The sequence below is a fragment of the Streptomyces sp. Inha503 genome, from assembly GCF_047215865.1.
GTDB lineage: Bacteria > Actinomycetota > Actinomycetes > Streptomycetales > Streptomycetaceae > Streptomyces > Streptomyces lycopersici.
Map to the genome: position 1 here is coordinate 2,748,602 of NZ_CP178360.1, position 18,599 is coordinate 2,767,200.

An 18,599-nucleotide genomic window follows, 5' to 3' on the forward strand; every position below is an offset into this window, starting at 1 on the left:
CTTGCCTGCTCTGGAAGAGAGGCCGTCTCATGGATCTGATCAATTTCCAGCCGACCCGGACGCTACCGGGACTGCTCCTCGATCGCGCGCGCAAGGAACCCGATGCCGTTGCGCTGCGCTACTGGCGTGATGGATCTGTACAGACGATCACGTGGCGCGCGTACGCCGATCGTGTGCGCGAGGTTGCACTCGGTCTCGTGGCTCAGGGTGTCAAGCACGGCGATCGCGTAGCAGTGATGAGCAGCGCGCGCCCAGAGTGGGCGTGCGCAGCGCTTGCCGTTCAGAGTGTCGGCGGTGTCGTCATCGGCGTGTATCCCACCAACTCGCCTGCCGAGATAGAGCAGACCCTTGTACATAGCGAAGCGGTGGTCTTCGTCGGTGAGACGGCCACGGAGCTCAACAAGGTGGCTGAGGTCGCCGCTCGCACCCCGGATCTGCGGCTTGTGGTCGGAATCGATGCCGATCCGCCGACACTGCCCAAGGGTGTCAAAGGAACACGGTGGCAGACCCTGTCCGATGAAGGCGCCCGACACCATGAGGACGGCTCAGGTCTCCTCGCCCAGTTGGTCGCTGCGGGATCCCTCGACGATGCCGCCGTGCTCTTTTACACGTCCGGGTCCACGGGAGTACCAAAGGGCGTCACGCATTCGCATCGAACACTCCAGCACTCGGTCCAGACCTTTGTCGGTCTCTATCCGCAGAGCCGCCGCCAGGAGCACGATGCTGTGGGCTTCCTGCCGTTGGCCCATGTAGCGCCAGCCCTTGTGTCGATCTTCGCGCCTCTGCTCTCACGTCTGGTGGTCACATACTGCAACATCGGTGACTACGAGAGAGTGCTGCGCTCAGTCCGGCCAACGGCAGTGCTATGGCCTCCGCGGTTCTACGAGAAAATCGCCGGCGAACTGATCGCGCATACGGAGACTTGGCCACGACTTCGCCGCGCTGTCTATGACGCTGCCATGTGGGTTGGCCGCAGGGTGGCTGAGGACCGCTGGTCTCGTCGCACGCCCTCAGTGCTGCTCCGGATCGCATACGCTGCCGCACTTCGTGGAGTGTTTCTGCCACTGCGGGCAAAGGCCGGGATGGATCGCATCCGCGTGGCCTACACGGCATCTGCGGCAATGCCTGAGAGCGTCATCGCGATTTGGCAGATCTGGGGGCTCGATCTGCGTGAGTGTTATGGCCTCACCGAGACCACCGGAGCCCCCATCGCGCATTTCAACCAGCCGTTCCCCCGGCCAGGCTTCATCGGCAGGATTTTCCCGGATCCGCGCTTCCAGGTGAAGATCGCGGAAGACGGAGAAATGCTGCTCCGAGCGCCGCTGCTCTTCGACGGATACTGGCGCAACCCCACGGAGACCGAAGCGGTCTTCCAAGATGACTGGTTCTGCACCGGTGACCTGGTAGAGCGTGCACCGAATGGTGACATCCGGCTTATTGGCCGGAAGAAGGACGTAATCATCACTCGGGGCGGAAAAACGATCAATCCTCAGCCCATCGAAACCCGGTTGAGGGAAAGTTCGCTCATCAACGAAGCCATCGTCGTCGGAGACGCCCGTAAGTACCTCACCGTCCTCATTGAGCCGAACACACCAGCAGACGGCCAGTCGACAGAGGCGGTGGCTGAGCTTCTGCGAGCAGAGGTTGCTCGGGTCAACGCAGACCTTTCGCGTGTCGAGCAGTTGAAGGACTTTCGCGTTCTACCACGGTCCCTGCAAGTCGAGCATGGCGAGCGGACTGCGAACGGAAAGATCAAGCGTAATGCCGTCGTCCGCTCTTTCGCAGCACTGATCGACGAAATGTACGGCGCTAACGAAGATGCGGCGATCGCGAACCACGTGCGCTCAAAGTCGAATTAGCTGGCTCATTCATGACAGTCGCTTGATTGGAAGCGATCTTGAAGGCGTTGGAGGAGGGCGTTCCACTTCGATGTGCAAGCAAAGAACCGAACACCCTTCCAACGGCCTGCCTATGGCCATTCCATGGCCCGACGATCTGGTCGTCGTACCCCGGCAAGCAGTGCTGAATCCGACCTTTCCTCATCGCCTATTGCCATGTCCGTCCGTCTGTGCGGCACTAGGTGGTGCCATGTCGATACCTGACCTGACGCTGCGGCAACTGCGCGCAGTCCGGACCCTCGCCCAATCAGGTAGCTTCACGAAGGCAGCTGCGGCCGAGCATATTTCCCAGTCGGTCCTCAGTAGACTTGGTGCGGTCGGAGACGAGGCCGGCGACGGCGCGGTAGGTGTCGGGAAGGCGGCCGCGTCGGTGGGTCCAGTGCGTTAGTTGTTTCCAGCGTTTGTGGTCAGCCAGGGCGTGTTCGACCGTGATGCGGTCGGAGGAGTGCACGTGACGGTCGCGTTCCCACTGCTCGACTCTGCCGGGCAGTGCTCCCGGACGCGGATTTCTTGGTGGTGTGATCGCTTGCCCGCGGTGGTCGCGGCTCAGGCCGAGGCAGCCGTCGATGACGGTGGCCTTCATGGTGTTCTGTTTCTTCTTCCCGGAAACAGATGCGCGCCGTCCACCGCGGCCCGCCGGTGGCCGGCGTACCTGGATCTCGGTGGCATCCAGCCGCAGCCCGATACCTTCGGCCTGGGCGCAGGCGAACACGTCGGCCATGGTCCGTAATCGCAAGTCGGGGCGGTCGGGGACTGCGCACCCCCGCTCGGCCAGAAGCGTACGTATCTCTGCGATCGCACGGGTGATGGTGGAGCGGTCGACGCCGAACAGCAGCCCCAGTACCGAGTACGGCAGGTCGTGCCGCAGACGGATCAGCCTGGCCACCAGCCGGTCGACGAAGACCAGCTGGTGGCGGGCGCCGGCCCCCGCGGCCCGCCTTCTGGCCCCACCCCGCGCAGCATGACGACGACCCTCGACCCCGGCTCGTCACGGCACCACCAGCTCCTCGACCAGACACGCAAGATGACGCCGAGAGATCCCCGTGAACAGCCGGTGCGGACACCTGGCGCGGTCGCCGGGTGCCCTCCGGACGCGTTCCTCGCTCAGTCTTCGCTCGGCGCCGCCGGGAGCTTCGCCTGGATGAGGTCCATGACGGTCGAGTCGGTCAGCGTGGTGACATCACCGAGCTGGCGGTTCTCGGCGACGTCCCGCAGCAGCCGGCGCATGATCTTGCCGGAGCGGGTCTTCGGCAGCTCGGCCACCGGCAGGATCCGCTTCGGCTTGGCGATCGGGCCGAGGGTGGCGCCGACGTGGTTGCGCAGGTCGGCGACCAGGTCTTCTGTCTCGGCGGCCGTACTGCGCAGGATCACGAAGGCGACGATCGCCTGCCCGGTCGTTTCGTCCGTTGCGCCGACGACGGCCGCCTCGGCGACCGAAGGGTGCGACGCCAGCGCCGACTCCACCTCCGTGGTGGAGATGTTGTGCCCAGACACCACCATGACGTCGTCGACCCGGCCCAGCAGCCAGATGTCCCCGTCGTCATCCTTCTTCGCCCCGTCACCGGCGAAGTACTTGCCCTCGAACCGCGACCAGTACGTGTCCAGGAACCGCTGGTCGTCGCCCCAGATGGTGCGCAGCATCGACGGCCACGGCTCGGTCAGCACAAGGCGGCTTGGGGCAGTGCGGTGTCGATGGCGTCCACGGCGTCGTGGGCGGCTTGCTGGGTGAGGTGGCTGTAGGGGTTGGCGGTGGTGGAGAGGGTGGAGTGCCGCAGGGTTTCGGAGACGACGGTGAGCGGGGTGCCCGCGGTGATGGACAGGGTGGCGGCGAGGTGTCGCCGGTCGTGCAGGGTGATGTGGGGGGACGTCTGCTTCCTTGGCGTGTCGGCGGAAGCGGTCCAGGACGGTCTGAGGTCGCAGTGGGCGGCCGTCGGGTCGGCAGAAGACCAGTCGTGGACACCTGGAGACTGGGGCCTGAGGTTCCAGAGGACGTAGCACCAGGTGGGAAGTAACTACACGAAGCGGTACACCGCGGAGTTCAAGCCGGACGCCGTCCCGCTGGTCGACTCCACAGGCCGGACAGTCACCGAGGTCGCCCGGGAGCTCGGGGTCAGCCCGGAGTCCCTGCGCGGCTGGTACCGCCAGGCCAAGGCGGATCGTGGCGAGGGCCGGCCGGGTGAACTCACCACGGCGGAAAGGGAGGAACTCAAGCGGCTGCGGCGACAGAACGCCGAGCAGGCCAAGACGATCGAGGTCCTGCGAAAAGCCGCGGTCTTCTTCGCGAGAGCGATCGATCCTTCAACAACGCCGGGCAGAACAACAGACCGAGGAATGGAAGAAGCGGTACCAGGGGTGGAGGGCAGTATCTCGCAGGCGGTACGGCGCGCCGGCACCCGGCGTACTCGCTACCGCGGCCTCGCCAAGACCTCACTGGCCCAGGTCCTGACCGCGGCCGCACTCAACCTCTACCGACTCGACGCCTGGTGGACAGGACCCCCGCTGGGCACGACACGAGTCTCCCACTACGAACAGCTCGTCCTCAGCCTCGCGGCCTGATCGACAAAACCCCAGATCACATCGACCAACAGAGTCCTGAAGGATGTCAATATTCCGATCAAGCTGCTGAACTGGGCGTTGACGATCGGGGCGAACGCGCTGCGCGTCGCCACTGCTCTCGCGCGGGCGACCAAGGGCGGCTGAACCGCCGGGGGCGCGCCACGGGCCGGTCACCTCGCCGAACGCTGCCGGCCGGCCAGGGCGCGGACGCGTTCGGCAGCGCCGTGAAGGGTGTGGGCGAAGGCGGTGTCGCCTTCGGCGGTCTCGATCAGGGCGGCGGCGACGTCGCCGAGGTGTCCGTCCTCGGGCGCGAGCAGGAGGTGCACACCGGCGCGGATAGCGGCCACCGCGGTCCGGGGGGCGGTGCGCCCCCGGAGGGTGGCGGGGGCATCGAGGTCGTCGCTGACGATCAGGCCGTCGAAGCCCAGGTCCCGAAGGAGCGCGACCGTGGCGGGGGAAGCGAGGGCGGCTTCGTCGCCGTCGAGCCCGGCGACGGGGGCCGGGCCCATCATGACGGCTCGTGTGCCGGCCCGGACGCAGGCGGCGAAGGGGATGAGGGCGCTTTCGGTCCAGCAACCTTCGGGAACGTGTGCCACGTCCAGAGCGGGATCCGCGGTGACCTCTGGAAAGCCGGGGAAGTGCTTGGTGACGGCTGTGACACCTGCGCGCTGCACGCCGGTGACGAAGGCTGCCGCCAGTTCTCCGATACGGGCCGGAGGGAGATCCAGGGTGCGCCCCCGCAGCCAGGGGTTGTCTCCCGTCAGGCGGTCGCACACAGGGGACAAGAAGGTGTTGACGCCCAGTCGCAGGGCGGCACGGCCCAGTTCGTGGGCGGAACGCTCCACGTCCGCCGGGTCGGTGTCCGGTCCGAAGTCGGGCAGGCCGGGGACGAGGCGGTGCAGCCGCTTGGTCCCCCAGGGCTCCTGGTCGACGGCGACGAGCACGCTCGCGCCGGCGATGGCGCGCAGCCGTGTGGTGAAGTCGATGAACTGCTGCGGGGTCTCGGTTGTCTGCCGCTCCTCGGTCATGGCACGGGCTACGTACTCGGCGCGGGACTCTCCAATGATCACGGAGCGGGTGCCGGAGGCGAGCAGTGAGGCCAGGGAGTCGGGGATGGTGAATCCGTCGACCGCGGGCAGCAGGACGGCGTGACCGTCCTGCGTGATGGTGGTGGTCATGTTGGGCAAGTCCTTACTCGGTTCGCGGTGCGGTGCGCCCCGCGCGGTGGCCTCGTCGGACGGTTTTGACGACAGTGCCGGCCTCTTCCAGCCCGGCCACCTCATCGGCGGGCGCCGTCGTGTCGGTGACGAGGGTGTGCACGAGCGCGAAGGGGCCGACGTGGGGTGGGCGGTGCGGCCGAGCTTGCTCGCGTCGGCGGCGGCGATGACACGGCGCGTGGAAGCGATGATCGCCTTCTTCACCGCCGCGTCGTCGAGGTCGTAGGCGGTCAGGCCCTCGGCCTCGTGGGCGCGTAGTGCGAAGGGCGGCTCCTCGCCCCTGAGCAGCGGAGTGGCGTGGCCTGGCACCGCTTCCTCGCCTTCCCGAACATCTGGTTCAAGCGCGACGCCACCGGTGGGGCAACCCCGGCGTGCCCGACCTCAACGCCAGTTGCGAAGCCATGGTCCACATCGCTTCGATCGACAACCTCACCAAGCGGGTAACGGACGAGACCATACCCGCCTGGCGAGGGACTGCCGGCATTTAAGGGGTAATTCACCTATATCAAACGCCCTCTCAGAGGTGCTGTTCCGTGGCCCTGGTCCGCTGGTACTCGTCCTGCCGCTCGTCCGTGATGTACGCGGGCACCGGGAAGTCCCACCAGCCGGGCACCCAGGGGCCGGCGGCGTCGCGGTCCGTCGGTACCTCGACCAGGGCCGGGGCGCCCGACTGGACGGCCTTGTGCAGGGTCGCTTCCAGCGACGCGGCGTCGTTGACCTTCCACGACTCGATCCCGAAGGACCGGCCCATGGCGGCGAAGTCGGGACTGTACGGCGAGCCGTCGGGGTGCGAGAACTCGACGCCGATGTGCCGTGAGGTCTGCTTGCGCTGGCCGCCGCGGATCGACATGTAGCCGGCGTTGTTCTGCACGACGAAGACCACCGGGGCGCCGGCGGTGACGCTCAGGGCGATCTCCTGGGCAGTCATGAGGAAGTCGCCGTCGCCGAGCACGCACACCACGGGGCTCTCCGGCCGGGCCAGTTTCGCGCCAATGGCGGCCGGTACGGCCCAGCCCATGGAGGAGAAGCCGCCGGAGGTGAGGTGCGTGCGCGGCGAGTAGACCGGGAAGGTCTGCTTGACCGCGCCCTGGGTGTTGCCCGAACCGGCAACGATGATCGCATCGCGCGGGAGGACGGAGCGCAGGGCGCCCAGCGGGCGCTGCGAGGTGAACGGGAAGCGGTCGCTGTCGCGGCGGCCGGCGAGCTTCTCCTCCCACTGCTCCTTGAGCGCGGCGAGTTCGGCCAGGTACTCGGTGCGGTCGGCGCCCTTGGCGGGCAGCGAGTCCACGATCGCGGCGACCGCCCGTTGCGCGTCCGCGACGATGCCGACCTCGGCCGGGTAGTTCTTGCCGATCTCGTGCGGGTCGATGTCGATGTGGATCAGCTTCGCGGGCGGGATGGAGAAGGTGACGCCCTTGGCGTAGCTGGAGGCGGACCAGTCGGTGAAGCGACAGCCGACGGAGACGACGACGTCGGCGGAGCTCGCGATCGCGTTGCCGACCAGCGTGCCGGTCTGACCGACGCTGCCCGCGAACAGGTCGTGGTCCTCCGGGAAGGCGCTCTTCCCGTTCCATGTGGTGACGACCGGGATCTTCCACCGCTCGGCGAGGGCGAGGACCTGGTCGGACGCCTCGGAGGTGATCGCACCGCCGCCGACCACGATGACCGGCCGGGTGGCCGCGCGCAGCACGTCGACAGCGCGTTCCACGGCCTCCGGGTCGGGGTGCTGGCGGCCGACGGGGAGGCGCCGTTCGAGGTCGTGGAGCTCCACGTGCGCGGCCTCGGCCTGCACGTCCATCGGGACTTCGAGGTGCACTGGGCCCGGACGGCCGGTCAGCATGGAGTTGAAACAGCGGTGCAGGACGAAGGGAAGCTCCTCGACACGGGTGACAACCCAGTGCCGTTTGCTGACGGCTTCGGCCACCTTGGGGAAGTCGTTGGCCGTGTAGCGGTCGAGCTCCTGGAGCAGTCCGTGACCGCGCATATGGGTCGGCGGGCCGCCGGTGATGACCAGGACGCTGGTGGAGTCGGTGAAGGCGGTGCCCATGCCGATGACGGTGTTGCTGGCGCCGGCACCGATGGAGGTCACCGCGGCCTGAGGACGGCCGGTGACCCGGTAGTAGCCGTCCGCGAGGTGGACGGCGCTCTGCTCGTGGAACGTCTGGATGAAGGGGATCTTGGATTCGTCGTCGAGGAAGGCATCGGTCAGCGACCAGATGCCGTGGCCGGGAATGCCTGCGACGTAGTCGACTCCGTAGTTGCGCAGGGTCCGCGCAACGATCTGGCCTCCGGTGAGGACAGGCATGGGGTGCTCCCAGTCGGGTCGGTTCGGGTGGTGGGGGTCAGGCGCCCCGGCGGGCGGCCCAGGCGAAGCCCTGCGCGCACAGCCGGGTGACGTCCGGGTTCTGGAGGTCGTCGAGGTCGTGTCCGACCGCGCTGTAGAAGACACGGCCCTGTCCCCAGGTGCGGGTCCAGGCCTGCGGGATGGTCCGGTCCTCCAGCCAGGGCAGGTGCTCGCCAGTGAAGGTGGTCTCCGCGAGGACGTGGTTGTTGGGGTCGACGGACATGTAGTACTGCTCGGAGGCGACTTGGAAATCCTTCACGCCGTCGGTGATCGGGTGGCCGGTGTCCGCGACGGTGACCTGGTAGGGGTACTTTACGCCTTCGCCCGCGGGGTGTTCGAGAAAGCTGCCGCCGATCAGCCAGTGGTACTTCAGGCTCATCCGGAACGCGGCGGCAGCGCCGTGCCAGGCGGCGATCCCGGTGCCGGCCTCCACTGCCCCCAGCAGACTCGCCTCCTGGGCGGCTGTCAGCCCCTCGGACAGGAGGGCGTTGTTCCAGTTGAGCGCGATGAGGTCGTAGCCGGTGAGGTCGGCGTCGAGCGCGAAGATGTCGTTGGCCTCGTCGACGTCGAAGCCCAGGTCCCTGAAGATCGGCATGGCCCATTCCTCGGCGACCTGGTAGGGCTTGTGCCCCGGCCAGCCTCCGTACAGGTACAGAACGCGGGTCATGCGATGTTCCCTCCGGTGGCGGGCGTGAGGGCCGCGGCGCGGGCGCGCAGTTGCTCGGCGATCTCCAGGGCGTCACCTTCCGATGCGGTGGACTTGCGCTCGGGCTTCGCGGCCAGCAAGTAGACGAGGCCCACGGCCGAGACGACGAGGAAGCCGATCAGCGCGATCCACCGGTCCAGGAGCGGGGTTCCGGCTTCGCCGGTGGGCCAGGCAAGCAGAACCATCCCGAGGACGCCGTAGGCCAGGGCCGCCACGTTCACCACGAATCCCCAGCGGCCGAGGGTCCAGGCTCCGGCGGGACGCCATCCCTTCAGGCGCATCCGCAGCGCGGCGAGCACCACCATCATGAAGGCCGCGTATCCGGCCAGCATTTGGAAGGCCACGATCTTGGTGAGCGAATCGGGCGAGTAGTACACGAACACGAAGATCACCAGTGGAACGACGTTCACGGCCAGCAGTGCGTTCAGGGGGACACGGTGCTTGCGGGAGATCTGCGAGAAGACCCGGGAGCCCGGGAACATGTCGTCGCGGGCGAAGGAGAAGACGATCCGGCTCGCAGCGGCCTGCTGGCTCATGACGCCCGCGATGAAGGAGGTGATGCCGACCATGAGCACCGCCTTCGTGCCCACGGTGCCGACCGAGCTCTGTAGGATCGAGGGGATCGGGTTGGCGTCCTTGCCCGAGAGGATCGAGGGCAGGTCGGGGGCGGCGAGCGCGTAGCCGACGAACGCGAGGAGCGCGGCCACTCCGCCGACGGCCACGGTCAGCTGCATGGCCCGGGGGATGCTGCGGGAGGGGTTGGGGACCTCTTCGGCGATCTCGCCGCATGCCTCGAAGCCGTAGAAGAGGAACAGCCCGACGAGTGAGGCGGCGATGAAAGCCATGAAGTAGTTATCGTGGGTGGAGCTGCTGGTCTCGAAGAAGATCGAGACGGAGTTGCGCCGCTCGAAGATCAGCAGGTACAGGCCCACGAGAACGATGCCGATCAGTTCCGCGGCGAGCCCGATCTTGGAGATCAGGGCCAGTGTCCTGGTGCCGAAGCAGTTGCAGACCAGACAGACGACGGTCATGCCGATCGCGATCCAGAGGCGCTCGGTGGGGGTGGAACTGATGCCCGGCTCGTCGGCGGTCCCGCCGAAGAGGCTGGCCACGAAGTCCGAGCTGAACAGCGCGGTACTGGTGATGCCGATGGTGATGCAGCAGATGTAGGTCCACGCGTTGAACCAGGCGTAGCGCCCGTTCCAGAGCCTTCGGACCCACTGGTAGAGCCCGCCGGCGAGCGGGAACTGCGAGACGACCTCCCCGAAGACCAGCGCGACGAGGAACTGCCCGGCTCCGACGATGGCTATCCAGAAGATGGACGGCCCGCCGGCGGTCGACAGACCGAGTGCGAAGAGGGACACGACGCCCACGAGGGGCGAAAGGTACACGAAGCCGAGGGCGAAGTTCGCCCACAGGCTGACCTTGCGGTCGAAGCGCTGCTCGTAGCCCAGCGCGGCGAGCAGTTCCGCGTCCTCGGCCGAGGAGACAAGGCCTGGGGTCCCGCCCGAGGGGGGGACGCGGTGGGATCTGGGCGCCGTGTGCGCCTCGTTCTCTGTTGCTGACATGACGATCTCCGGGAGTCGAGGGTGAGGTGCTCCTTGTGGAACGGATGCCGCGCCGCGCCTGCGGTCCGGTGTAAGCCCTGGTCCGTCATCGCGGGTCAGGTCTGGTCGAGGGCGTAATCGGCCCAGCCCAGCGGGGCTGATCCGTAGCGCGCGGCGCGGACGTCAGCCGAGCGCGCGTGTCCCTCGAAGTTCTCGATGCGGGACGCCCTGCCGCAGATCTCGCCGAGCCGGGCACTGGACCCGGCGTCCCTGATCTCCTGGTAGGTCACCGTCTTGAGGTACTTGCCGACCCAGAGACCGCCGGTGTAACGGGCCGCCCCCAGGGTGGGCAGTACGTGATTGGTGCCGATGACCTTGTCACCGTATGCGACACATGTCTTGTCACCAAGGAAGAGGGCGCCGTAGTTGCGCATCCGGTGCAGGGCCTCGCGGGGCTCGGCCGTGAGGATCTGGACGTGCTCGCTGGCGTACCGGTCGGCGAGTTCGTAGGCGGTGGTGAGGGTGGGAACCACGATGACCTCGCCGTGGTCGCGCCAGGCCCGCCCGGCGACCTCGCCGGTGGGCAGGTCCGGCAGCAGTTTCTCCACCCAGGCGATGGTTCGCGTGGCCACGTCCTCGGAGGTGGTGATGAGGACCGCGGGAGAGTCCGGCCCGTGCTCGGCCTGGGACAGCAGGTCGGTGGCCACCACGAACGGGTCGGCGGTCTGGTCTGCGACGATCAGTAGTTCCGTGGGGCCGGCGAACAGGTCGATCCCGACCTCACCGAAGAGCTGGCGCTTGGCTTCGGCCACGTAGGCGTTGCCGGGGCCGGCGAGCATGTCGACCGCGTCGATCGTCTCGGTGCCCAGGGCCAGGGCCGCCACGGCCTGGACGCCGCCCATGACGTAGATCTCGTCCGCGCCGGCCAGGTGCATCGCGGCGATGCTGACGGGCGGCGGGGCGCCGCGATCCGGCGGGGTCGTCGCGGCGACCCGCTCCACACCGGCGACCTTGGCCGTCAGGACGGTCATGTGGGCCGACGCGGTGAGCGGATAGCGGCCGCCGGGCACATACGCGCCGGACGCACCGACGGGGATGTTGCGCTGGCCCAGGAACACCCCGGGCAGGGTCTCGACCTCGAAGTCGGTGAGCGAGTCCCGCTGCGCCTGGGCGAAGCCGCGGACCTGCTGCTGGGCGAACCGCAGATCGTCGAGGACCGTCTCCGGGACGGAGGAGACCGCAGCGACGATCTCGTCGGGGCCCAGCCGGAAGGACGGCGGACTCCACTGGTCGAACTTCTGCGACCAGCGGCGCACGGCGGCATCGCCGTTGGCGCGCACGTCGGCGATGGCCTCCGCGACGGTCTCGACGATTTCCGGACGGCTGGTCCGTGTCGGCTCCGAGGCTGCCGGAGCCTTGATGAGTTTGCGTGATGAGGACACTCTTCACTCCTTTTAGGTGGTCGTGCCTGCGGGCTCGACCTGAAGTCTGGGTAAACACAGGAGTGGGGCGACAGGCACAGGGTGTGCAATATTGGCCGTAGATCCTGCACACTTTGAGGTAATGCGCACATGACTGATGTCCTGACGGTTCGCGCCGCACTGCAACTTGAGGTGTTCACCCGCACCGAGGTGCGCGTCTACGCCGGAGAGCGGAATCTCGACCGCCCCGTGCGCTGGGTGCACACCGGGGAGATCCCGGACATCCACCGCTTCCTCACGGGCCAGGAGATGCTGCTGACGGCCGGCCTCGGCATGGGCGACACGGCACTTCAGCAGCGGGCCTTCGTCCGGCGGCTCGCGGACGCCCACGCGGCCGTCCTCGTCGTCGAGCTGGCCGGGCGCATGTTCGACATCATGCCGCGGGCCGCTGTCGAGGAGGCCGAGGCGGTCGGCCTGCCCTTGGTGGGACTGGCCGACGAGATCCCCTTCGTCGAGACATCGGCCCAGGTCCACGAGGTGCTGGTCGGCATGCGCGTCAAGCAGCTGATCGCCGAGGAGGCCACCAGCCAGGCGTTCATGGACCTGCTGCTGGCCGACGAGGACTACGTGGGCGTGGTCAGGGAATTGGCCCGCAAAACCGGGCGGCCCGTGGTGCTGGAGGACGTCGCCCACCAGATGCTCGCGTACGGAGGCGCCACCCCGGAGGCCGACCGGCTCGTCGACGAGTGGAGCGCGCACTCCCGGGCCATCCACGAACGCCACCACTCCCTCGTGACGCACGGCCGCGAGGTCCCCAACGCGCCGGCGGCGTCGTTCCGCGAAGTCGTGCCCTGCGCCCGCCAGCCGGTGATCCTGCGGGGCGAGTCATGGGGCTGGCTGCACCTGCTGCACGGCGGAGCGCAGCCGAGCCCGGCCGAGCTGCGCACGCTGGAGCGGGCCGCCGCGGCCGTGGCGATCACGCTGGTGAGTGAACGCGAGAGCGGCGCGCGGGCCTCCCAGCGCCAGACGGCGCTGCTGAACCGGCTGCTGCTCGGGGACATCACGGGTGAGAAGTTCGTGAGCCTCGGCCTGGCGCTCGGGCAGGATCTGCGCGGCCGGGACCTGATCGTCGTCACCGCCTGCTCGGGGGACGACGAACCGGCCCAGCACGCCCTGGCCCGGCTGCTGTGGGAGACGGGCCGGCCTGCCATCGTGGGCGACACCGGGGACTTCGACATGGCGGTCGTCGGCCTGTCCGGACCCAGTGACGCGGCCGACGTGCGCACCGTCCTGGCCGAGCATGGTCTGCGCGGCGGCATCAGCAGGGTCGTGGAGCCCGCGGCGCTGCCGCTAGCGTTGCGCCAGAGCCGAAGCGCCGCCTCTGTCGCGGCGGTGGCCACCACCGCGGAGGTGCGCCACTTCGACGACCTGGGGGCGCTGCGGCTGCTCGTGGCGCTCTCCGAGGGCCCCGAGCTCAGACGTTACGTCGAGGACGAGCTGGGCCCGCTGCTGGAACACGACGCACTGGTGAAGAACCCGCTGCTGCCCACCCTGCGCACCTTCCTCGACTGCGGTGGCAACAAGGCGCGCGCGGCCGACGCACTCTTCGTCCAGCGACGCACCCTCTACCACCGCCTCGAACGGCTCTCCGAGATCCTCGGCCTCGACCTCACCCGGGTCGACAACCAGCAGCGGCTGCAACTGGCCGTACGCGGCCACGACCTGCTGCGCAGGCCGACCCTGCGACGGACATGACCGCCTTGCGGCGTCAGCTCTTCGTCGCCTTGGCCAGGGCCGGCGCGATACGCAGAGCGTTCGCCCCGATCGTCAGGGCCGGGTTGAGGGCCGCGAGCGGAACCGCCCATGCCGGAGCCGATGATCAGGACATCAGTGCTGATCTCTGCGGCGGCACTTACTGAGACGAGGGCATCAGGCCGAAGCTCCGGAGGCGTGTAGTCCTTTCGGACCGGGCTGGACGTTGAAACAGAACTCCCTCACATGCGTTGTGTGCGCCGAGCAGTTTGTCGAAGTTGGCCGGCGGGTTCCACACCCATCAGTGGCGCGGCGGCCGCGCTGACCGTCCACCGTGCGTCCTGCACACGCGAACGCTGCGGCGGCCCTGCGTGGCACCACTGCAACGATCACCGGGACGTATCGGAATCTCCGTGAGCGGGTAATTCTGGCGGACCAGATTACCCATGGGTCAGCCCCCTCTCAAGGCTTATGAGGGGATTCCATAAATGCTTTCAGCCTGTCGACGCCCGAATGAATGAGGCGGCCCTTTCTCCCGTCATGATGGCTGGAGCATTTGTGTTTCCGGTGACGAGTGTCGGCATGATCGATGTGTCTGCCACGCGGACGTTCTCGAGCCCGTACACACGAAGTTCATGGTCGACGACCTTGCCCATCATGCAGGTGCCGGACGGGTGGTAGAAGGAGAACGATTGAGTGCGAATGAAGTCGTCGATATCCTGGTCGCTGTCCGACACCGGGGCGAGTCCGGCGTTGGCGGCCGCCCGCAGGTCCGATTCCAGCATGGCTGTCAGCCGCGGTTCACGGGCGATGCGCATGCACAGACGGACGCCCTCTCGCAGCCGCCGGCGGTCGTCAGCGTCGTCGAGGTAATTGTGAAAGATGCGCGGCTTGGCGTACGGGTGGGAATGCCGCAGCCGCACCGAGCCGCGGCTCGCAGGCCGTGCAACGTAAGGACCGAATGACATTCCAGGCTCGAGTGGCGCGGCAAGACCTTCGTCACGGACGATGCCCAGTGCAGCATGAACTTGGATGTCAGGGGCGGGGACATCGTCGCTGGAGCTGAAGAAGCCGCCGACCTCGTTCCAGGCCATCGGGCCGGTACCGTGCCGGCGCAAGAGTTGTTCTTCCCGCGAGGTGTCCGGTCCCAGGATCGGCTCGGTTCGGCTGAAGAAGCTGATGAAGCACCCGGTGTGATCCTGCATGTTCCTGCCGACATCAGGCAGGTTGTGCAGGGGGGTGATTCCCCCTGCGGAGAGTTCGTCGGCTGGCCCAACGCCGGACTGGAGTAGCAGGTGGGGCGAGTTGTAGGCCCCTAGGGACAGCACGATTTCACGGTTGACGCGGATTGTCCGGACGGTTCCCAGGTGGTCGACTTCCAGGCCGACCGCCTGGCTGCCATCGAAACAGATGCGCAGAGCGGTCGTCGAGGGCAGAACGGTGAGGTTTGCGCGACCTGCGGCCGGCTCCAGGAACGCTGCGGCGCTACTACAGCGCAGGCCGTTTCGCTGCGTGACCTGGTGGTAGCCAACGCCCTCCTGCTCGGGTCCGTTGAAGTCCGGGTTGTGTTTGTGCCCCGCATCCTGAGCCGCCTCGACCCATGCCGTCAGAAGAGGATGAACCGAAATGGGGTCGCTGACCGCGAGGGGGCCACCGACACCGTGGAAGTCGTCGGCTCCGCGCTCGTTGTCCTCGGACTTCTTGAAGTACGGAAGGACATCGTCATAGCCCCAGCCCGGGTTGCCGAGTCGCTCCCATGTGTCGTAGTCATGGCGGTGACCGCGAACGTAGAGCATCGTGTTCATCGAACTGGTTCCGCCGATCACCCGGCCGCGGGGCAGGTAGGCTCGGCGCCCTCCGAGCCGGGGCTCGGGTTCCGTCTCGAAGTCCCAGTCGAAAGCGGTCTTGAGCTGCTGCGAGAAAAGCGCGGGGATCTCGAAGAGGCGGCCTCGGGCGGGCGGCCCTGCTTCAATCAGCGCGACCGTGACGTTCGGATCCTCGGACAGGCGGGCCGCAACCGTGCAGCCGGCCGAGCCGGCCCCGACGACGATGTAGTCATACGATTCCGCGTTCATTCCGCCTCCATGGAAATCCAGTCTCGACGACCTGCGTCATCGCCATCCGCGTGCCGGGAAGAAACGAGTGTTCGGGTGGGGAACTGGGCGTGAGGCCGGAGCGGCCTTGCCCTGCACTGGTTCCTGAAGAGGCTAGATAGGTCAGACATACTCAGCACATGCACGAGGTGGGCAATATTCACCCGCGTGAGTACACACTGTGAGGGCTCGCCCCTTGCCCGGGGGCGGGGCCACATCCGGTGTGGCCCCGGCCCGCTCGGACTGGCGTCAGGGAGGGCTCCCTCACCTCATCCCCGGGTGTCGACACGGGCATGCAGTACGAACCAGTGACGGGCGAGGTGGACGCCCCGGTGCGTGGTCGCCTGTGACACGTACCGGTCGAAGGTCGCCCGGTCGCCGACAGGGACACGGCCACGTACCCGATGGCCTCGTCGGCTGAGCGGCTTGCCGCTTGCACCACGGACATGTCCGGCTGCCGGCCGATGTGGTCGGCCGCACCCGCACGGGCCGGCGGGTCACCCCCGTACAGGACTACGGTGATATCGGAGGTCGGCACCTGCCGCGCGTTCCCTGCCGGTGTCACTGGTTCGTTCGTACTGGGATTCTGGGCGGCCTGCTCGGGTACGCCTTTGCTGTGGGGTGGGTCGTGGGGTCCCATGTACTTCCTTTGCTGTGAGCAAGCGCAGTTCTCCCCCGTAGCTGCCCAGGGACGCGCCCGGTCTTGATCTCCATGACGAAGAACACGTAGAGACGTCTGAGGAAGACGGTCTCCACGTGCATGAAGTCGCAAGCGAGCAGGGTGTGGGCCTGGGCTCGGAGGAAGGAGCGCCAGGTCTGCTGGCTTGCTCGCTGCGGTGCGGGGCGGCAGACCGGAGCGGCGCAGGACGCGCCGGATCGTGACGGCGGCAACCCGATGACCGAGCCGTCGCAGCTCACCTTGGATCCTGACGTATCCCCAGGTCGGGTTCTCTCTTGCCAGGCGCTGGATGAGCGCGACTGTCGCTTCCGGCAACGGCGGCCGGCCGGGCCTGGCTGGTGCCTGTCGCCATTTCCAGCGCACCAGACGGCGGTGCCAGGTCAGCAGGGTGCCGGAGTGAGCAGGCGATGGCGACGTAAGGCAGGTGGCAGGTGCCGGGCGAGAGCGGAGAGCACGGCACGGTCAGCCCATGAAAGCCGCGGCCGCTCGACCTGCCGACGCAGTGCAGCGACCTCATGCCGAAGGGCAAGGATCTCGACGTTCTCCGCGGCGGCCGACCGGCCCAACAAGAGGAGGCAGCCCAGTAGTCGGCAGAGATCAGGTAGAGCAGTCGCAGACCCACGACCAGGGATCATGCCCATACTCGGACGATCGCAAAGCCCCAAGTCAACCACCGTACGGCAATAAAGACACCCTTCAGCCTTCGACCACTCGGCGAGGCGCGGGTGGGCCGTCACTCCCGAGGGCCCGAACGACGCGGACGGCAGTTGCTGCCACGTGCAGCCCGACGTGGCCACGAACACGATCGCGGCCAGCACCTCCCGGTCACCATGCCGGCGCCGGCCGCCGCCCTGCGGACGAGTCGGCGCCTCCGGCACCACCCGCTGGAACAACTCCCACAACTCATCCGGCACCAGCCCCTCAACGATCCCTACACCGAGGCCCCACCGAACACTCCAAATGAGATGGGCTCTAAGCGTCAGCCCTGGTGTCGTACGCCCGCTGGCAGTTCTGGATCTCTCCGCTGTGCTCGACGGTCCAGTCGTAGAGCTGGCCGAACGGCTCGCGCAGGGACTCGCCCAGGGGTGTGAGCGAGTACTCGACGCCGACCGGTGAGGTCGGCAGCACCGTGCGCTGAATCATGCCGTTGCGCTCGAGACGGCGCAGTGTCTGGGTGAGGACACGTTGTGTGATGCCCTCCAGGCCTCGCTTCAGTTCATTGAACCGGGTGGGCCGCTCCAGCAGCGCCATCACCATCATCGACCACTTGTCCGCTATCTGGTCGAGGATCGGCCGGCTGGGGCAGTCCGCCCGGAAAACCGTCCCTGTTTCGGCGTCAACCCCGTGCAGATCGGTGTCCTTCATGATCCTAGGTGCTCCCAAAGTGCGTTCTTGACCATATGGGCGCCGGCTCCGACGGTAGGTATGCATCGCTAACCTACATACCCAACGGTAACCAACGGAGCACCTCATGACGAACGATGCCTACTCGACCCTGCGCGTGAGCAGCGAACACGGCGTCGCCCGGATCGTCCTCGACAATCCCCCGGTGAACGTGCTCGGAACGACGATGATGCGTGAGCTGCGGACGGTGTTGACGGGCCTCAAGGACGACCCTTCCGTCCGCGTGATCGTCTTCTCGAGCGCCGACCCGGAGTTCTTCATCGCTCACGTGGACATGCACATCGGGGAAGAGATGGACGTTCTCCAGGAACTCGCCGCATCCACGCCGGCGGACGTCAACGTGTTCCAGGCGATCGGTGAGTTGATCCGCCACCAGCCCCAAGTGACCATCGTGAAGCTCGCCGGGAAGGCCCGCGGAGGCGGGGCGGAATTCGTGGCCGCAGCGGACATGGCATTCGCCGCCATCGAGACCGCTGGACTCGGTCAGATCGAAGCGCTCATGGGCATTATCCCCGGCGGAGGCGGAACGCAGTACCTCCGGGACCGCGTGGGTCGCAACCGCGCACTGGAGGTGATCCTCACCGCCGACTTGTTCGATGCCGAGACCGCAGCATCCTACGGATGGATCAACCGGGCCCTGCCGGCCGACGAGCTCGACGAGTACGTCGACCGTATCGCCAACAATATCGCCGCGCTGCCCGGCAGTGTCATCGAAGCAGCCAAGCACTCGCTGCCCGTCGATGACTTCAAGGAAGGACTCCTCCGTGAGAACGATGCCTGGGCTTCTACGTTCAGTCTGCCGGCCGCTCAGCACCTGATCAGCGGGGGCCTACAAGACGGGGCACAAACACCGGTCGGCGAACGCGACCTTGAGGGACTGATGCGCAGCGTTGCGCGCTGACTGCCGGGCACATGACTCATCGCTGAACGGCCCCACAACCTCCTGTTCGTCCATCAAGCCATTGAGCTTCCGATTCGGGTT

General features: G+C 67.3%; 11 protein-coding genes and 7 pseudogenes. 7 read left to right on the forward strand and 11 right to left on the reverse strand.

Annotated features, from left to right (window positions below; genetic code table 11):
* Positions 1 to 29 precede the first annotated feature (29 nt).
* Positions 30 to 1,859: an AMP-dependent synthetase/ligase gene (locus ACJX2R_RS11095; RefSeq protein ID WP_413099947.1), complete on the forward strand. Its 1,830-nt coding sequence runs from the start codon at positions 30 to 32 to the stop codon at positions 1,857 to 1,859.
* Between the two features lie 229 nt (positions 1,860 to 2,088).
* Positions 2,089 to 2,286 (forward strand): LysR family transcriptional regulator, encoded by a 198-nt coding sequence (locus ACJX2R_RS11100; RefSeq protein ID WP_413099948.1) that lies wholly within the window; start codon positions 2,089 to 2,091, stop codon positions 2,284 to 2,286.
* Here the strand turns inward: ACJX2R_RS11100 and ACJX2R_RS11105 are convergent.
* A pseudogene (locus ACJX2R_RS11105) lies at positions 2,203 to 3,006 on the reverse strand (transposase family protein); the annotation flags it as partial. The gene ACJX2R_RS11100 and the pseudogene ACJX2R_RS11105 sit on opposite strands and share 84 nt — an antisense overlap.
* Positions 3,003 to 3,566 (reverse strand): annotated as a pseudogene (locus tag ACJX2R_RS11110) (AMP-binding enzyme); the annotation flags it as partial. The pseudogenes ACJX2R_RS11110 and ACJX2R_RS11105, both read right to left, overlap by 4 nt.
* Positions 3,567 to 3,899: 333 nt before the next feature.
* Between ACJX2R_RS11110 and ACJX2R_RS11115 the strand changes: the two are divergent.
* Both ACJX2R_RS11115 and ACJX2R_RS11120 read left to right on the forward strand, forming a co-directional pair.
* A pseudogene (locus ACJX2R_RS11115) lies at positions 3,900 to 4,118 on the forward strand (transposase); the annotation flags it as partial.
* Positions 4,119 to 4,200: 82 nt separating this feature from the next.
* Positions 4,201 to 4,454 (forward strand): annotated as a pseudogene (locus ACJX2R_RS11120) (transposase); the annotation flags it as partial.
* 170 nt (positions 4,455 to 4,624) lie between these two features.
* On the opposite strand, the gene ACJX2R_RS11125 reads toward ACJX2R_RS11120, so the two are convergent.
* Both ACJX2R_RS11125 and ACJX2R_RS11130 read right to left on the reverse strand, forming a co-directional pair.
* Positions 4,625 to 5,632 carry a glycoside hydrolase family 3 N-terminal domain-containing protein gene (locus ACJX2R_RS11125; RefSeq protein WP_413099949.1) on the reverse strand — a complete coding sequence of 336 codons (1,008 nt, stop codon included), beginning with the start codon at positions 5,630 to 5,632 and terminating at the stop codon, positions 4,625 to 4,627.
* A 13-nt stretch (positions 5,633 to 5,645) separates the two neighbouring features.
* Positions 5,646 to 5,914: pseudogene (locus ACJX2R_RS11130) on the reverse strand (decarboxylase); the annotation flags it as partial.
* A 137-nt stretch (positions 5,915 to 6,051) separates the two neighbouring features.
* On the opposite strand from ACJX2R_RS11130, the pseudogene ACJX2R_RS11135 reads away from it, so the two are divergent.
* Positions 6,052 to 6,159 (forward strand): annotated as a pseudogene (locus ACJX2R_RS11135) (IS5/IS1182 family transposase); the annotation flags it as partial.
* Positions 6,160 to 6,188: 29 nt separating this feature from the next.
* Here ACJX2R_RS11135 and ACJX2R_RS11140 read toward each other — a convergent pair.
* From ACJX2R_RS11140 to hisD, 4 genes are all read right to left on the reverse strand, one after another.
* Positions 6,189 to 7,976: a thiamine pyrophosphate-binding protein gene (locus ACJX2R_RS11140; protein WP_413099950.1), complete on the reverse strand. Its 1,788-nt coding sequence runs from the start codon at positions 7,974 to 7,976 to the stop codon at positions 6,189 to 6,191.
* Between the two features lie 37 nt (positions 7,977 to 8,013).
* Positions 8,014 to 8,682 carry a ThuA domain-containing protein gene (locus tag ACJX2R_RS11145; RefSeq protein WP_413099951.1) on the reverse strand — a complete coding sequence of 223 codons (669 nt, stop codon included), beginning with the start codon at positions 8,680 to 8,682 and terminating at the stop codon, positions 8,014 to 8,016.
* On the reverse strand, positions 8,679 to 10,289 hold the full coding sequence (locus ACJX2R_RS11150) for an APC family permease (protein WP_413099952.1): 1,611 nt from the start codon (positions 10,287 to 10,289) through the stop codon (positions 8,679 to 8,681). Before ACJX2R_RS11150 ends, ACJX2R_RS11145 begins: the two co-directional genes overlap by 4 nt.
* A 95-nt stretch (positions 10,290 to 10,384) precedes the next feature.
* On the reverse strand, positions 10,385 to 11,710 hold the full coding sequence (hisD, locus tag ACJX2R_RS11155; RefSeq protein WP_413099953.1) for a histidinol dehydrogenase: 1,326 nt from the start codon (positions 11,708 to 11,710) through the stop codon (positions 10,385 to 10,387).
* 129 nt (positions 11,711 to 11,839) lie between these two features.
* Between hisD and ACJX2R_RS11160 the strand changes: the two genes are divergently transcribed.
* Complete coding sequence (locus ACJX2R_RS11160; protein WP_413099954.1) at positions 11,840 to 13,444, forward strand: PucR family transcriptional regulator; 1,605 nt, start codon at positions 11,840 to 11,842, stop codon at positions 13,442 to 13,444.
* Between the two features lie 491 nt (positions 13,445 to 13,935).
* On the opposite strand, the gene ACJX2R_RS11165 is transcribed toward ACJX2R_RS11160, so the two are convergent.
* From ACJX2R_RS11165 to ACJX2R_RS11175, 3 genes and pseudogenes are all read right to left on the reverse strand, one after another.
* Positions 13,936 to 15,516, reverse strand: a complete 1,581-nt coding sequence (locus tag ACJX2R_RS11165; protein ID WP_413099955.1) for a GMC family oxidoreductase — start codon at positions 15,514 to 15,516, stop codon at positions 13,936 to 13,938.
* Between the two features lie 1,395 nt (positions 15,517 to 16,911).
* Positions 16,912 to 17,142, reverse strand: a pseudogene (locus ACJX2R_RS11170) (transposase); the annotation flags it as partial.
* A gap of 43 nt (positions 17,143 to 17,185) precedes the next feature.
* A complete protein-coding gene (locus ACJX2R_RS11175) occupies positions 17,186 to 17,578 on the reverse strand; it encodes a winged helix-turn-helix transcriptional regulator (protein ID WP_413099956.1) in 393 nt (130 codons plus the stop codon).
* A gap of 106 nt (positions 17,579 to 17,684) precedes the next feature.
* On the opposite strand from ACJX2R_RS11175, the gene ACJX2R_RS11180 reads away from it, so the two are divergent.
* Complete coding sequence (locus ACJX2R_RS11180; RefSeq protein ID WP_413099957.1) at positions 17,685 to 18,518, forward strand: enoyl-CoA hydratase/isomerase family protein; 834 nt, start codon at positions 17,685 to 17,687, stop codon at positions 18,516 to 18,518.
* Positions 18,519 to 18,599 lie beyond the last annotated feature (81 nt).

What these genes read in the sequence shown, in the direction of transcription:
- ACJX2R_RS11165 (WP_413099955.1), bottom strand. Translation starts at nt 15,516, where the DNA reads ATGAACGCGGAATCGTATGACTACATCGTCGTCGGGGCCGGCTCGGCC.
- ACJX2R_RS11100 (WP_413099948.1), top strand. Translation starts at nt 2,089, where the DNA reads ATGTCGATACCTGACCTGACGCTGCGGCAACTGCGCGCAGTCCGGACC.
- ACJX2R_RS11140 (WP_413099950.1), bottom strand. Translation starts at nt 7,976, where the DNA reads ATGCCTGTCCTCACCGGAGGCCAGATCGTTGCGCGGACCCTGCGCAAC.
- ACJX2R_RS11145 (WP_413099951.1), bottom strand. Translation starts at nt 8,682, where the DNA reads ATGACCCGCGTTCTGTACCTGTACGGAGGCTGGCCGGGGCACAAGCCC.
- ACJX2R_RS11125 (WP_413099949.1), bottom strand. Translation starts at nt 5,632, where the DNA reads ATGACCACCACCATCACGCAGGACGGTCACGCCGTCCTGCTGCCCGCG.
- ACJX2R_RS11175 (WP_413099956.1), bottom strand. Translation starts at nt 17,578, where the DNA reads ATGAAGGACACCGATCTGCACGGGGTTGACGCCGAAACAGGGACGGTT.
- ACJX2R_RS11160 (WP_413099954.1), top strand. Translation starts at nt 11,840, where the DNA reads ATGACTGATGTCCTGACGGTTCGCGCCGCACTGCAACTTGAGGTGTTC.
- ACJX2R_RS11150 (WP_413099952.1), bottom strand. Translation starts at nt 10,289, where the DNA reads ATGTCAGCAACAGAGAACGAGGCGCACACGGCGCCCAGATCCCACCGC.
- ACJX2R_RS11180 (WP_413099957.1), top strand. Translation starts at nt 17,685, where the DNA reads ATGACGAACGATGCCTACTCGACCCTGCGCGTGAGCAGCGAACACGGC.
- ACJX2R_RS11095 (WP_413099947.1), top strand. Translation starts at nt 30, where the DNA reads ATGGATCTGATCAATTTCCAGCCGACCCGGACGCTACCGGGACTGCTC.